Annotated in this window: 10 protein-coding genes; 7 read left to right on the top strand and 3 right to left on the bottom strand. The window is 37.8% G+C overall.

Features of this window, described 5'->3' with window-relative positions:
- Positions 1–466: 466 nt before the first annotated feature.
- Together NCWK1_RS02145 and NCWK1_RS02140 are read left to right on the top strand one after the other, a co-directional pair.
- Positions 467–1,585, top strand: coding sequence for an iron-containing redox enzyme family protein (locus NCWK1_RS02145; RefSeq protein ID WP_103123542.1), 1,119 nt, complete (start codon positions 467–469; stop codon positions 1,583–1,585).
- Between the two features lie 142 nt (positions 1,586–1,727).
- Positions 1,728–2,423, top strand: a complete 696-nt coding sequence (locus NCWK1_RS02140) for a class I SAM-dependent methyltransferase (RefSeq protein ID WP_103123541.1) — start codon at positions 1,728–1,730, stop codon at positions 2,421–2,423.
- A 62-nt stretch (positions 2,424–2,485) separates the two neighbouring features.
- Here NCWK1_RS02140 and NCWK1_RS02135 read toward each other — a convergent pair whose 3' ends face one another.
- The 3 genes from NCWK1_RS02135 to NCWK1_RS02125 all read right to left on the bottom strand — a co-directional run bounded on the left by NCWK1_RS02135 (position 2,486) and on the right by NCWK1_RS02125 (position 6,543).
- On the bottom strand, positions 2,486–3,895 hold the full coding sequence (locus NCWK1_RS02135; RefSeq protein WP_103123540.1) for an AAA-like domain-containing protein: 1,410 nt from the start codon (positions 3,893–3,895) through the stop codon (positions 2,486–2,488).
- Between the two features lie 840 nt (positions 3,896–4,735).
- Positions 4,736–5,824, bottom strand: coding sequence for an aliphatic sulfonate ABC transporter substrate-binding protein (locus NCWK1_RS02130; RefSeq protein ID WP_103123539.1), 1,089 nt, complete (start codon positions 5,822–5,824; stop codon positions 4,736–4,738).
- A 62-nt stretch (positions 5,825–5,886) separates the two neighbouring features.
- A complete protein-coding gene (locus tag NCWK1_RS02125) occupies positions 5,887–6,543 on the bottom strand; it encodes a class I SAM-dependent methyltransferase family protein (RefSeq protein ID WP_103123538.1) in 657 nt (218 codons plus the stop codon).
- Between the two features lie 605 nt (positions 6,544–7,148).
- Between NCWK1_RS02125 and NCWK1_RS02120 the strand changes: the two genes are divergently transcribed.
- From NCWK1_RS02120 to NCWK1_RS02100, 5 genes are all read left to right on the top strand, one after another.
- A complete protein-coding gene (locus tag NCWK1_RS02120; protein ID WP_103123537.1) occupies positions 7,149–10,220 on the top strand; it encodes a cysteine peptidase family C39 domain-containing protein in 3,072 nt (1,023 codons plus the stop codon).
- 1,058 nt (positions 10,221–11,278) lie between these two features.
- The gene (locus tag NCWK1_RS02115; RefSeq protein WP_103123536.1) at positions 11,279–11,734 is read left to right on the top strand and encodes a HetP family heterocyst commitment protein; all 456 of its coding nucleotides are present in this window, start codon (positions 11,279–11,281) and stop codon (positions 11,732–11,734) included.
- 1,082 nt (positions 11,735–12,816) lie between these two features.
- The gene (locus NCWK1_RS02110) at positions 12,817–13,566 is read left to right on the top strand and encodes a peptidylprolyl isomerase (RefSeq protein WP_096581787.1); all 750 of its coding nucleotides are present in this window, start codon (positions 12,817–12,819) and stop codon (positions 13,564–13,566) included.
- 1,082 nt (positions 13,567–14,648) lie between these two features.
- Complete coding sequence (locus NCWK1_RS02105; RefSeq protein WP_096581789.1) at positions 14,649–15,248, top strand: helix-turn-helix domain-containing protein; 600 nt, start codon at positions 14,649–14,651, stop codon at positions 15,246–15,248.
- A gap of 128 nt (positions 15,249–15,376) precedes the next feature.
- Positions 15,377–16,196: cyclic nucleotide-binding domain-containing protein (locus NCWK1_RS02100; RefSeq protein WP_146033926.1), on the top strand; the 820-nt coding region annotated here is incomplete at its 3' end.

The following is a 16,196-nucleotide window of genomic DNA, read 5'->3' as shown; positions in this document are numbered from 1 at the left end:
CCAGCAAAATTGCCTTGGTGGACTACTAGAGATAAAGCGATCGCCACTAAACTAGTAGAAAATAATTTTAAATTAGACATAATAATTCCTCCTTTTTTCCCAAAAGCTCACAATTACAGCGATTTAGAATCATCAAAATAATAATTAACCTTTTTCTTCTAAATCAAAAATATGCAAGTTAAATGTCTAATGGCTTGTGTATATTGTTAAATTTGTCGGTTTAGCTTGAATGTAGAAAAAATATTCTCAAAAAATACCTACCCGCAGATATACCTCACCCGCGCAAGTATGTTCATTTGCTAAATCTATCGTCTGTTACCTGTACCTATCTCTTGCTGTAATTCTGTGTCTCTAGAGTTAATATTTGTTTATAACTGACGAAAGAGGTTAAGAAAGCTTAACTGTGGAACCTTAGATATTAGAGATGAAACTACTTTCACTCTTTGGCAAAGGTATCTAAGATTTCATGCAAAGCTATTTATTGACATTCCCTAACTTTGAGGCTGTGGCTAAGAGTTCACAACCCGAAGCAAAGATAGAGCCTCAGTATCATCGGGCTGAACAATTATTTTTAGAATTACTGGCTATTGATGATTTAGATAATCAACTGCATCAGGTAGCAGGGAAAATCAGAGAGTTTGAACAAACACTCTCTATAGCAATAGAGGCGGCTTATCAAAATGGTAATGGAGATAATCGCGCTCACCTATTTCTTCAGAGAATCTTATATTGGATTAATCGCTTGAAGTTATTTTGGTATGACGATTTGCGTCATTATACAAATGAGCGATCGCTTTATTTGAGTTGTTGTCTTCATCAAATTGAAGCGGCTTGGCAAGCTTGGGAACTAGCTCAAATCGACGTGCTGGCGTTACAAAAATTAAATGTCAAACAAGCACTGATTGAACGCGCCGCCGCCGATTTAGATCCGCCATTATCACCAGAGAGTCGCTATATCCGAGAACAAATGAGTGAAATTGGCTATTGTCATTTACTGGCGATCGCTTCATTTGATGGTTTAGTTGAAGGTAGTCGTCTATCGCGGATTTTAGGTGGTGCGGCGAATGAGGTGCAATGTACTTTGGTGCGAGTACTTTTAGAAGAATACGGTAATGGGCGCTTATCTCGCAAGCACTCTACATTTTTTGCCCAAATGTTAGCTGAGTTTGATATGAACACTGAACCAGAGGGTTACTTTGATTTAGTCCCTTGGGAAGTGTTGGCTTGTGCTAATCAAAACTTTTTAACAACAGAACGCAAACGTTATTTTCTGCGTTACAGTGGTGCGTTAACTTATTTTGAAGTAGCTGGCCCGGCAACTTACAGAAATTATCTGACAGCCGCCCAACGATTGCACCTTTCAGATGCAGCAATGGGTTATTGGGAACTGCATATCAAAGAAGATGAACGCCACGGTCAATGGATGTTAGACAGTGTGGCTTTACCTTTAGCAGAACAATATCCCCATGATGGGTGGGAATTAATTTTGGGATACGACCAAGAAAAATTAATGGGCGATCGCGCTGCTCAAGCTGTTGTGCTTTCTATTCGTGCAGCCGAACAAGCAAGTTTACCCATCAGATAAATACCCAAAAATTGCTACCTTTCATTGCATTTTTAATTGCTTTGTAACCTAGTTCTGTTTGAGTAACAAATTTCTCAAAACAGCTAATTTGATTCGGCTTGATGTCAGCAAAACTCTTACTTTAAGGAAGTATTTTAATCAGATGAAAGACATATTTTTCTGCCCGGAAGAATCTAATTTTTATTCTAATTGTTTAGAAAATTTTGTCATGAGAGATTGTCAAAATCCGGCATCTATTGTTGAATTTGGTTCTGGTGATGGCAGTCCTGTTATCAACTCACTACTAAGAAATAAGTTTGAAGGATTAATTCAAGGCTATGAACTTAATACTTCTGCCTGGAAAGCTGCAAATTTAACTATAGATGAATACAATCTTACAAGTAAATATATTATTCATAACTCTTGTTTGTTTGACTCTGATAAACCTCAAGCTAATTATCTTGTTGCTAATCCGCCATATTTACCAGCCCCAGATGATGATATTTATATGCCATTATTATTTGGCGGTGTAGATGGCGCATCAATTACCAACGAGCTTTTATCTTTAGATTATGCAAATGTCTTGGTTTTAATTTCTAGCTATTCTAACCCAATCAGTACTTTAAAAACAGCAGCAGAAAATGGCTATAGTGTGAATAAATTTGTCGTTTTACCTTTACAGTTTGGTTATTATAGTTCTGAACAAAAAGTAAAAAAACATATAGAATCCTTAAAAGAAAATCATAAAGCATTTTACTCTGGAGATTATTATTTTTTGGCTGGCGTTCTATTTAAAAAATCGCAGGAATCAGCCATTGATTTATCTCATGAATTAGCTCAAGTTATGACAAGCTTATAAACTACAGTATTCAATAATACCCTTTTTCAAAGGCATTATCATAGTTTTTTTATGGGTTTTGTCTAAACAGATTGTAAACAAATAGTAGGTAGTAGTTTTTGAAAATAAACGCGATAGAGTTTACAACGGGGTAAAATGCGATCGCCATCAAAGCAAATCAAGCCTAAACTTTCTAGCTGATAAGCATCTACAGGATCAATTACCAGACATTGTTTTGTTTTGATAAGTTCAGCATATATTTTGCTCAAATGAGGATAGCTTTGCAGTTTTAAGCTGTGTCGCCATAAGTGATGACGGTATATACCGCCATTAGCGATCGCTTCTTCGATCAAATCTTGTAAAGTAATCTTGCGGGAGACAAGATGAAATAAAGTTAGTTGAATTAACGCCGGATGACCACCAACTAAAGACATGATTTGAGCAGATTCTTGACCGGAACTCCAGTTTAGCTCATATCTTCTGGCTAAATCTTCGACTTGGCTTTGAGTAAATTCAGTTAGATGAATAGGTAAACCGATATTAAATGGTGAACGATTAATATCTAGAGAGATATATTGTTCTGTAGAGTAAACCACTACTAATCGCAGTTTTTGCCAACTGTAATTTTGTCTTGCTTCTTCACACCAAGAACGTAACAAAGCAAAAAATTCCTGAGCAATGTGCGGATATTCAAAAAAGCGATCAACATCGCTCAAAACCAGCACTATGGGACTACTGCTCTGTTTAAAAATATACTTTTGCAAGTAGAAGCTACAGGCTAACTTATAGCCAACTTCTTCATCCCATATATCATCAAGGTTAGGTTTAATTTCTAACTGTTGGGCAATTTGCCAACAAAGACAACGCAAAAGCTTATTTAAATCAGTCAAACAAGTGTCATCAATTTGGTAGCAATTGACGTTAACAGGGCGATATCCTTGCTGATGAGCAAAGGCTAAAATACGTAGCACTAAAGAAGTTTTTCCCATCTGTCTGGGAGAGCGAATCCGAATTACACAGCCTGGGCGAGTAATTTCTCGATAAACTATTTCTTCGATTGGGGGACGGTCGATATATAAAGGAGAATCTAGACCTACAGGCCCATCTGGATATGGCCAACGATGTTCTATTTCGTAATTAGATAACCGAGTCAGATGATTTTTCTGTTGATATGAACTTTTGGGAAAGAATTCTATGATTTCGCCTTCATCCTCACCACTCGATACTGTGTAATCTTCTTCTTGTAATTTGAGGTTAAAGGCACTAAAGCACAATTTAAGAGTTTTTTGATCTACGCCTTTACTCAAAGACCATAATCGACTCAGAGTTTTAGTCGAAATACTAATCTGGGTGCTGAGTTCTTGCAGAGTTAAGCGATCGCCTTTGTTTCTAGCAATCTCCCAAGATAAAATCGCTTCATGTAAGCGTTGTAGCCCGGACGGAGTTAGCACAACGCCTCGTTTTCTTTTGCTTTTAGTTTGTTTCACTTGCATAGGCTGTGTTCCAACAATTGTTTGTGGACACAAAATCTACTTGAAACTTCTTGCAACAATAATTTTTAGCCTCAGACAGTGTGTTGATTTGCCGCAACTACTGTGCAGAAGCACAAAAATTATGAATTTTGCAGAAGTTATTTGTAGAGTCTGATGATCCAGCTACTCGAAGAATTTAAACAGCGTAAAACATTCCGAATTTTGAGTTTTAACGGAAGTCGAAACCACCAACAAAAGCATTGTATAAAAAATGAACTTTTTGCTCCGTGTTTTTACTCGAATTACCAGTAAAAATTATTAAAAATTAATGAGCCTATTTACCATTCATTAACGGATTGCTATGGCTGCAAATTAAATTTGTTGCAGAATAAGCTAGAAAGCTTAAGTTCAGAATCAACTAGTACTTTAGTCAAATTAAAATGCCTAAAACACAGTAAATGCTGATTCTTAAGCTATTTCAGGCTATATTCAGCCCCAAACTTGTTATTTTAGGTTGGTTAACTGACATTCTACTGCAATTCCAACATTTGTGTTATCTTTTACGGTTTTTATAAGCTTGTCTATATATACTATTGATTTTTCTGAGTAAATCCTCTAAATTAACCTACAACATATTAACATCATAATAAATGTATTAAGTAAATACACTAGATTTTAGCCAGACTCATGATTAATAATGCGATCGCACCTCATCAGTTCAGGTATCTTAGGCGACAGCTAGAAGATATAGATATGCTCAATCATCTGTAAACGGCAATATCCCCAAATTATTCAATAATTTGGGGATATGCACCTTAAGCAACTATAATTACCATCTAGCCCAGCTAAATCAGCTTGATGTTATTTTTGACTGATTGTGGGTGGAGTAATCGCTGCATATTGCTCAGGTGTTAACATTGCTTCTCGAACATTCACAGGTTTGGGAAGCAACCCATTTTTATAGAAGTAATCTGCAACTCGCTGTTGTTCTTGAACTAAATCTGTAGATATAGCTCTTAATCCATAGCTGCGACGGCTAATTACCAAGTCCATCACATCGGGTGGTAATTTCTGATAAGGTGCGATTAGTTGTGCAGTTTCTTTGGGATGCGCCTCAGCCCAACGCTGAATTTTATCAATCTCCTCAATGACTATTCGCAGCAATTCTGGATTATCAATGGCAAACTGTTTTCCTCCGATATAGTATCCCCCTGGAGAGTCCAGTCCTTGAGAATCTCTGAGAATTCTAACTTTATTTAATTTTTCGGCTCTAGCTAGATGCGGATCACCTGTCACCCAAACCGAAATTTTCCCTTCTAAAAAGGCACTACTTGCTTCTACGTTGGGGATACTCAAAACTTTAATATCGCTATATTTCAAACCTACATCTTCTAAAGCTCTGAGAATAAAGTAGTGAGATGCGGATGCTTTTTGAAAGACGACTTTTTGTCCTTTGATATCTTTTAAAGTTTTAATGGGAGAATTTGGTGGTACTGCGATCGCACTACCTTTACCACTATTTTCGGTACGTCGTGAACCAACGACATACACAATCTGCGCCCCAGCAGCTTGAGCAAAGATGGGTGGAGTTTCACCCACAGAACCCAAATCTATTTTGCCTACGTTCATAGCTTCCATTAGTTGTGGCCCTTGGGCAAATTGCGCCCATTCCACCTTTACACCTAAAGGTTCCAGCCGCTTTTCTAAAACTTTTGTTACCCTAACCAAATCACCAGCTTGTTGATATCCCATACGCAGTACTTTGGTTTTGATACCCACTGACTTGGTATCAGATACATTATTAGCTGTAGATGAGGTTTCTGCTGTTGGGGTTGGTTGTGTGCAACTAACCAATGTGAATGAAGTGGCGACGCTGATCAACCCTGGAACGAAGAACCGGGTAACACGATGAAAAATGTTTACATACTGAGGTTTAACTGTTGCGACCATAATTTTTTGTACGGCTAGATTGAAACTTATTTCCAGACAATTGATCACTAAGCGGTAATTGTTTACCTGGCTCTATTCGCAATCCCAGAAAACACAAAAAACTGTTCCTCTTTGGGTTCAGCCACGCTTTCACCAAGGTAGCGATGAATACCTACACCCATATCTCCCGTTGCTGTCAGCTTAAAGTTAACCTCTGCAAATCCAGCTTTTTGCAGAGATTGACGGACTGTTTCAGAGTGAGGAATATTATGAGAATGTCCACGAGTCCAAATTACAAATGCACCTGGTTTACTAAGAAAACTCAGGTTTCTTAATAAGCGATTTAGTTCATTTTCATCAGCAAGATTACCGAAAACACCACAGACAATCACAATATCTGCTGGTACTGCTCCTAAATAGTTAGAGGCGATAGTTGCATCGCCATTAATAAACTCAATTTGTTTTGTCAAACCTAACGATTCTATAGTTGCTTGTCCACGTTCTACGAGTTGTGGATGTAGCTCAACCAGTCGTGCATAAACATCTTGAGCGCGTGGGTGATTTGCTAAAGTACCTAGTAAATCTCGTCCATCACCAGCGCAAACACTCACTACCCGAATTACTCCTGGTGAGGAAAAATTTAAGCTGTGGGCAATATATTCTCGTACTATTTCTAAGCGTTGCTGCAACCTCTGGTCAGTTTTGTAGAGGTCGTGCCATTCAAACCAATCTTTTGGCATAAGGGGTTATTTCCGTTTCTGCAAACTATGGCTTTGCACAATAACTAAACTACGGTAAATCTATCGATTAACAGTATTTTAGAGTAAAAGCAGGCTATCACAGAAATTCCAGCAAAATCAAGTCTGATGGCAAAGTGGTAAATACGAGTATTGGAAATTACAAAGATTTAATTGGCAGTGTAATGAATGGTCGAGCGATCGCTAAAGATATTGTATTTTTAGCTACATAAATATCATCGTATTTGCTTAACATCTGGTCTGGGACTGATATGTGTAAGATATGGTTTTATTTTCCGGGTACTGGATAAATTAACAGAAAATGTAAGTAACGAAAAAGAAAAATTAAATACTCGCTCACCAGTTGCTCAGACAAATAACAATAGTACTTTAGTAATCTGATGTGATGTCTGAAATTATCTTTGTAGGGAGGTAACACGAAAGGAGAAGGGATAGGGAATAAAAAAAGCTCTGTAAGTATTACTGAATTTTTTCAAAAGTCAACTATGAATCTTATGTGTTCCAAATAAACTAACTGCTTATATCTAATTAAATAAAACAAAGATTGCATAGCATCAAAAACTTACACTGAGAACAGAAATTAAACCATGAACCCCTCTTCTTCGTTCAGAGTTCAAGAAGAATTAAACTCTAGCGCCCAACAGCAATCAATTACTCCAGAAGCAACCATTCTTAAACTGTTGAGCATAGTTGCAGGGGATACAAATTTAGCATCAGAATTTAGCCAGTCTTGGACAATTAATAATTTTCAAATCGGTGATAATTTAACAAACTATACTGATAGTAGTATTTCTGAAGATAAAAGCAATTTTTTTTACTTAGTTTGCCAAGGACGAGTGCGTTTGCTAAGTTCTGATGCAACTCTTGGACGAGAAGTTTCTACGCAGTTGTTATTAGCAGAGCAAACATTTGGCGCAGATGATTTATTTTGCGATCGCCCTTTATCATACCGGGCGATTGGTGCTAGTCCGGGTTTTGTGGCGCAAATCACAATTGCGGATTTACAAGTTTGGTTGCAACGCTTACCAAATTTAGCGCAGCACTGGCAAAAATTAGCATCTGAGCGCCAAGCACTAATTTTTTTTAAAAGTTATAGCGAATTGCGATCGCTCAATAGTGCAACTTTAAAGCAATTCTTATCTTATATAATTACTATAAAAATTTCTGCTGGTTCATCTTTAACAACCGCCGCACCAGCAACGGCGGGGCGTTTTTGGTTAGCAGGTGGCACAACAACCTCATTATTATTAGGCGATAGCTGGGGTTATCCTGATGTCACATCCCCAGATGCAATTGCAGAAACAGATTTATTCATTTACCACCTACCCATTGAGCAGTGGGAATCAGCCCAAGCATTTGCACCGCAACTCTTGACCAGTCAGGACACACAGCAGGAACTAACTGTTGTTCATTCAGAAATTACCCAACTCCCCCTTCCCAAACCAGAATACTCCCAACCAGAGATTCCCTCAGTATCAGAGATTGATTTTCCGCCTCAGCCAAAAGCTAAGTCACGGCGAAAATATCCCTTCATTCCTCAACAAAGTTCATCAGATTGTGGTGCGGCTTGTTTAGCCATGATTAGCGAGTATTGGGGTAAACGCTTCAGTCTCAATACTTTGCGTAACTTAGCAGCAGTAGACCGAACAGGTGCATCTTTGGCGGGTTTAGCCAGTGCAGCCCAAGCCTTAGAATACGAAGCGCTACAACTGCGGGCGAGTTTGACTAAGTTGGAATCACAGGGAATTCCTTGGATTGCTCATTGGCAAGGGAATCATTATATAGTTGTTTGGCAAGTCAAAGGCGATCGCATTTTAATTGCTGATCCGGCGATGGGACAAAAATGGCTGTCGCGTTGCGATTTTGCAGCTAGTTGGACAGGATACGCTCTTTTATTAAACCCCACAGCGAATTTTCACGCCCTCAATAGCGAAAAGCTTTCTTTAAGTCGCTATTGGCAGACATTACAGCCTTACCACCAACTAATTCAGCACATTATTCTCGTCTCCATAGTTATCCAAATATTTGGGTTAGGGACTCCCTTACTTACCCAAGCCATCCTCGACCAAATACTATTGCTGAAAAATTTTTCCACATTGAATGCTTTTGCACTCGGTTTTTTGTGCTTGGGTGTGTGGCGCATTGTTTTAACAGCACAGCGACAATATCTCCTCGACTATTTTGCCAATCGCATCGATATTAATTTAATTGGTGGTTTCGTTAAACATACCTTGCAGCTACCATTGCAGTTTTTTACTTCCCGCCGCGTTGAAGATATTCTCAGCCGTGTGCAAGAAAACCGCAAAATTCAACAATTCCTCACCCGTCGCGCCATCACCAGCATAGTAGATGCTTTGATGATCATTGTCTATCTAGGGGTGATGGTTTATTTCAACCTACGACTGACTTTGTTGGTGATGTGTGGAATTGTCCCTGTTGTACTTTTGACTTTAGTGGCAAATTCTTTCCTTAAACAAATATCATGGGAAATATCGCAAACATCAGCCAGTCAAAATTCTGCCACAGTGGAAATTATCACTGGAATTGTCACAGTCAAAACCGCCGCCGCTGAACGTGCAGTGCAGACATATTGGCAAGAGGGTTTGCTGAAAATACTCAAAGTGCAGTTACGGGGACAGAAGTTAACCAATGTCTTACAAATGCTGCGGAATTTAATTAGTCACGTTGCAACAACAGTTGTGTTGTTGTGTGGGTTGCAACTGGTGATTACTGGGGATATGTCACTGGGTAAATTTGTCGCGTTCAATATGCTAATTAGTAATTTGACAAATCCTGTGTTGGCGCTGGTAGGTTTATGGGATGAATTACCCGCAGTACTCATGGCGGCGGAGCAAGTTAATCATGTATTAGAATCTCAGCCAGAAGAAAATTCTCAACAACCGTTACAGGTAATGCCAACAATTCGCGGTGAAGTGCGGTTTGAGAATGTGTTTTTCCGCTATCATCCTTATGACCAGCGTCATGTTTTGCAAAATGTCTCTTTTCGGGTGAGACCACAACAAACTATCGGGATTATTGGTCAGAGTGGTTGTGGTAAAAGCACTTTAGTCAATTTGTTGGCTGGTTTATATCGTCCCGAAAGTGGGAGGATTTTAATTGATGGAGTAGATATTGCGGCGGTATCTCCATCATCGTTACGTAATCAAATCGGGTTTATTGCCCAGGATAATTTTCTGTTTTCGGGAACGATTTTAGAAAATATTACCCTTTACAATCAAGATTTTAACCATGAACAGGCGATCGCCGCCGCCAAGTTAGCCGAAGCCCACAGTTTTATCCGTGAACTGCCTTTAGGATACAACACCCCTGTGGGTGAGAGGGGTTTGCGGCTTTCTGGTGGTCAGAGACAAAAAATTGCGATCGCTCGTGCATTGATTACCCACCCGAAAATTTTAATTTTGGACGAAGCCACAAGCGCTCTAGACCCTGAATCTGAGCGTTGTCTGTACCAAAAATTAGCTCGTTTGAGCCAGTATCACACCACTTTTATCATCTCCCATCGTCTTTCAAGTGTGCGCTATACCGACCACATCCTCGTGCTTGACCAAGGTATTTTGGTTGAACAAGGCACACATAAAAAACTTATGGAAACAAAAGGTCTTTATTACTCTCTGGCTAGACTGCAATTACAACTGTAATTTTGCTCATCTTACTTTTTTACCTACCTATACCCAAGTTAGTAGACTCAGAAACCCGACTTATCAAAGAAGTCGGGTTTCTATGTATTAACTGATATCTCATCCTCTGTAGAGGCAAAAAACAGGCAACAGGACAAGAAAAATCAGATGATCTGAACTGGATTCATTTCTAGCCTGTATGGATTATCAGTTATGCCTCCGTACATCTAATATTAAAAATCGACACGATATTAGGTTTGCCTTGATCCGGATAAAATTTATATTTTTTCTAAAATATTTTTAACAGCATAAACTACATAAAATTACTTTGTTTTTATTAATGCTATTGGAATTACTATATTTAGTGATTGTTTATTAGACAAGTTAATGGTAAATTTCTATATGAATTTGAACCAAATAAAAGTTTCAAATAAACAATAAAATGAGGGGTCAAACCCCTCAGTAAACAGTGAATCAGTGACAATACCAAAAGTAGTAGAATCAAAATGGAGACATCAAGAAAACTCAGTAAATTTAACTGTTAAAGTTTTAATTGAGAAGATGACATTTAGAAAAAAACGTAGTATAAATACTAAAGTAGCTATTATTTCTTTTGCTCAATGACTTTAATGTTCTCAGTGAGAATGATAGCTTTTCTCCTAAGTTTTGCCATAAAAAATAAGGCAAAAGATTATACGATAGAATTATCAGGGCAGTTGATTAAACTAAGTATTTAGAACATGAACAGAGGGTAAAACTGCATCTACCACGAGCCAAGCCAGACTTTTATAGTCATTGAAATGACATTAGGAAAGTTTGAAAAGTAACTAGTTACTGGATTAAATACCGTCAACTTTCTACTCAAAGGTCAAGCTCATGGACACCATCATCAGAACACATGCAGTTCTAACCTCCATACCAGGAATGATACGGCTCTTACAGCAACATTTAATCATTTCCCACAGGTTTATCGCTAAAAATAAAAATAAATTAGGGTAGTTGTGAAAGTTTTAACTACAACAGCTATTGATTAAGCATTGACGACTTGTAACACCTAATTTTCCAGTAAAATTAACACTATGAATCACAACATGACTAGCATCAGTAACTTTAATAAAGGTATCAATCCTCAACAATTTGACCAAATAGTTGAGGCGATTCTGGCAGGTAAGTATTCTTGGGCATGTGTGTTAATGCTACGTGTAGCTGGTTATAATCCATTGCATTACATTCCTTATCGCACTTATAACAGATTGCTCAAAGAAAATTCTTCAACAAGTAGAGTGCAGCAACAAGAGCGTGAGACGATAACAATTAAGCCATCATCTACAGATAAGTCTGTAGCGACTAGCTGCTTAGGTAAGATTAAAGACTTAAATTATCTTGAGGTAGTTGGTAAGCAAAAAGCAGAAATTCGTGGTGGGAATATGGAGCAATGCTTAACACAAGAAATTTCCGAATATCAAACCCTGAAATATGAACCAAACAGCGACAACACTCAAGATTTTTCCTTAAATATTTGTGAAGCTAATTAAATTGTCTGTTGCATTAATAGATATTTCTACAGGATGTAACAAGTAGGGTGGGCATTTTCAGTAAAAGCCTCAATCTACCTAGAATATTTTAGTGAATGCCCACTTTACGGATATCCAGATATCTATGTGTTTTCAAAAATCTAATATGAGTTCTGTAGCCTATCATGGGATCGCAACTCTCAGATATGATAGGTTATCGGTCACTCGTTACACCAGACAAAACGCAAGTAAAATTTTTATGCGCAGCAAATAACTTGATGTTATTAATTATTTCAATTAATGTAAAAATATCACATTAACTATCTTAATGCCACTCTAATTATCTACCTTTTAGGAAATCTCTCAAGGTGGTTTTTGTGCTTGTATCCCTGGATTTGTCAGGTGTAGAGCTTAAAATTGAGAACTGGTATAAAGAGCCGAGGTAGAGAGCAAATTTAATTTCAAAATGTGCCAAAATGGCAAATTTGAACTCTCAATATCCTTTAAATTATACATAGAGGTGATTAACCAATACACTCATCAACAATGATAAAATCATTGAATATCTGACTATGAAATACATTTAACTGATTGTTTTTGCTGAAGCAGTCAGTATCCCAAAGAGTACATAACTCTTAAACCAAGACAGACAATCTAACTGTTGCTATTGGTAGTTCTATTTTCGAGGAAGCCTGAGCAAAGAAAAGTTAGAGAGGTAGATTCCCCCTATTTCAACTTTACATGCCCTCTAGTCAGTTTCTCAATGGTGGGAGAAACTTAGTAGAGCCTTCCATACTTTTGTAGTAAGGAAAATAGACAAACTAACAGTTAACGGTTTTTGTGGCTGATGGAGCATATAGCTACTACGCTTTTGTCTTAATGCTCTTAATCCTAGTTCTACCAAACAGGATCATCTCTGCTGTAATAACATCGAATGGATACAGCAACTGCTGGAAGCTAAAAACTTAAATAGCTTCCAGTTTTTTATGTATAAATAAATGGGGAATGGGGAACAGAACAAGTTCTATGTCTTTTGTGAGAAATAACCCTTTCCTCTCAACTTAAGCTGGTTTAGCTGTAAAAACTAAAAAGTATCAATACCAATGAGTGAGTTTGCCAAAGTATTTATTGAGTCAGAGGAAGTTGTTAAATTCCTCAAAAAAGAAATGAAGTTGAAGGAAGTATATCAAAAGATTTTAGCGAACAAAGTCATTTGGCAAACCGCCGAGGCTAGAGGTATTACTATCACTCAGGAAGAAATTGAAGCGGAAGCAGAAAATCAGCGGCGGGAAAGACATTTGGAAAGAGCCGCCGATACACTGGAATGGTTAGCAGATCAATTAATTACACCCTCTGATTGGGAAATGGGAATCTGCGATCGCTTATTATCTCACAAACTAGCACAAGTATTATTTGCCGATGAAGTAGAGAATTTTTTTACTCAGCATTGCTCAGAATTTGATCAAGTTATTTTGTATCAAATTATCATTGACTCAGAAACTTTAGCACAAGAACTTTACTATCAAATTGAAGATGGTGAAATCAGCTTTTATCAGGCAGCACGAATTTATGATATTGATATTCATCGTCGGCGTAAATGTGGATATGAAGGTATAGTTTATCGTTGTGCAGTTCAAGCAGATATAGCCACTGTTGTATTTAGAGCATCACCGCAACAGGTGACAGTCCCTTACAAAACAGAGCAAGGTTATCATCTCTTTTTGGTAGAAGAATTTATCCCCGCTGAATTAACACCCCAAAGATATCAAGAAATTATCAATAAAATGTTTCAGCATTGGTTAATTACGGAAATACAATGTCTGTTAAATTCAGAGTTACTGAGTGAATCATAGAATACTTACAAGCTAATTCTGAATTCAATAAATATTCAGTAGTGGTGTGTTAAGGCTTTAACCTAATGCACCACTATATCAAAACATACGTTAGGTACTAAGATTATATTTTTAGTGAACAACTATCTCGAAATTAGTACCTAACACACCATAAAAAAATTATTTTTACTGAGTGATTAGATAAAAATTATCTCTATTTATTTTAACACTGATTTATGTGTATTGTCTGTTAAGACAATACATACAATAAAGTCTGAGACGCATATTTATAATTAAAGATTTTCATCCTATAGATAGATAATTATTAGGTAAATATATTCAAAGACAGTAACTCTTAAATTTAGATTTTGTCCGCCAAAATTCATGATTTTATTTCAAAAAACTTAATTATAAAAATACGATAAAGATAATATATACTTTATGTAAAGTTCATCTTTTTTTCATAAAACCTATTGACTATATTTAGAAAAATTCTTAAAAGAATAACAGTTAGGCTAACTTAACCAAAGTGAGGAACTACCGCTTTTCAGTAAAAAGTCGCTTCTAGATAACTTTCCTATACTCATCAAGCAATTTTGTGAAACTAATACCAGCGTTACACCACACTATAGGAAAGTCTGTCCAATTATTCAGTGTTACTAGTTCATAGTTTATTGCTTTTAGGTGTTTTACCAGAAACTGCTGTTCATTGAGGTAAACAACAGCTATGCTGGCTGAATATTTTGTCAGATTTACATACTACTACTGCTCAATTATCTGCGCTCACGCTTTGGAGCGCAGTTTTTAACACAATTTTTCTCTTTATGTAGAATAGTTAGCACTAGAAATACTTGTAATTTTATGATTCTAGGACTAACTATTAACACCGAATTCTAGACTGCCAAAACAGATGAAATATGAAAATTTCCCCCAATTATTTATCAAGATTAGGGGGTAAACATTCAGCGTCGGACAAATTTAGAATAACCCAGAAATCAGAAGTCAAAATCAACAAGGGTTAACGAGTGAAATAATCTCTCCATTATTGAATAATTCTGACTTCAAAATTAACACTTGACTGTCAACAATAACTGGTAGTAATTATGTCAAACTATTCTAGCCAATATCAAGGTTTGGAAAATTACGATCCGCAAGATAGCAAATTTCTTACACCTTTTCAAAGAAAAGCTTTGTTGAAAAACTTGCAAAGCAATTTACAGCCAGAATATCTCCGGCGAATTGAAATTATGTTGCTGGCAGATATGGGCAAATCTCAAACTCAAATTTGTGAGATTGTTGGTTGTTCTCAAGAAATGGCACGCTACTGGATTGGCATAGCAGAAGCGGGTTTTGCACATAAATGGAATGAGCGCCCAATAGGCAGACCGAAAATTGTTAATGCTCAATATATCGACAGATTGAAAGAGTTGGTAAGTCATAGTCCGCGTGATTATGGCTATGCGTTTACTCACTGGACAGCCCAATGGTTAAGCAAACATTTAGCAAATGAATTGGGTATTTCGATTAGCGATCGCCACGTTAACCGTTTACTCAAACAAATGGGACTATCGACTAAACGTAAAAGTTCCAATCAACCAGAAACATCTGAGACAAATGATAACAACATTACGATTAGTGACTTACAAACTCATAGCGAACCGACTTTTCCTTGGTCGTTTAATTTAATGCAGACAAATCAATAAGTGAAGATCCCCCCAACCCCCCTTTTTAAGGGGGGCTTATGTATAACCTTTTTTACCCCCTTAAAAAAGGGGGTCGCCGTAGGCGGGGGGAGCTTATTCGTATAGCCCCAATTGATGAAGGTGAAAATATGCCATCAGGATTTTCTCAAGAACAGTTAGCACAACAAATTACTTACACTTTGGGCGAGACATTATCAAGCCAGGATATGGAAAAATGCTTGGCAGGAATAGAAATTGTCGAACCACCTGTCGCTAAACAATTTTGGCAAGCGACAACTGCAATTCCGGGAATTTATATGATTCTCACCGGGAAAGTGAGACTGCTGGATAGTGTGAATAACTTAATCACCACCCTGACAACTGGGGCATCATTTGGTGAATCAACTTTGTTCCCCGAAGAAGAGTTTCATTCTTACGTGGCGAGGGCTTCTGTTAATCTCAAACTGTGCTATTTGCCGCAAGCACTGTTGCAGGAGATTTTACAGCAATATCCTGGTATGAGCGATCGCCTGCAAAAACGGGCAGAACTTTGGAATTTGCTTTTATTATGTTGTCAAAGTGCGCCCATCACCCTGAATGGTTCTGTAGAACAGATGCTTCAGGCTTTATCTCTCTTCCGCCGACACAATTTAGAAAGTGGCGCACCCCCAGCTAAATTATTTCACGATACGAGACTCTGGTTATTGCGTCGCGGCAAACTACTCCACGCCGACGGGCGCATCTTGACATCAGGCAACATCTACATATATCCCCAGGAAGGCAGTTGGCAAGCAACACAACCAACAATTGTCTACAGTCTGCATAATGCTGATTGGCAAACGGCTGTGGCGCATTGGCCGCAATTGGCTGATTTAGCTGGTGTTGGGAGTGGGGAAGAAGGCAGAGGGCAGGAGGCAGAAGGCGCGAGGGCAGAAGAAGGCAGGGGGCAGGGGGCAGGGGGCAGGGGGC

Source organism: Nostoc cycadae WK-1 (genome assembly GCF_002897135.1).
Classification (GTDB): Bacteria; Cyanobacteriota; Cyanobacteriia; order Cyanobacteriales; family Nostocaceae; genus Nostoc_B.
Note: the sequence above shows the minus strand (reverse complement) of the source record. Positions and strands in the feature narration are given on the sequence as shown.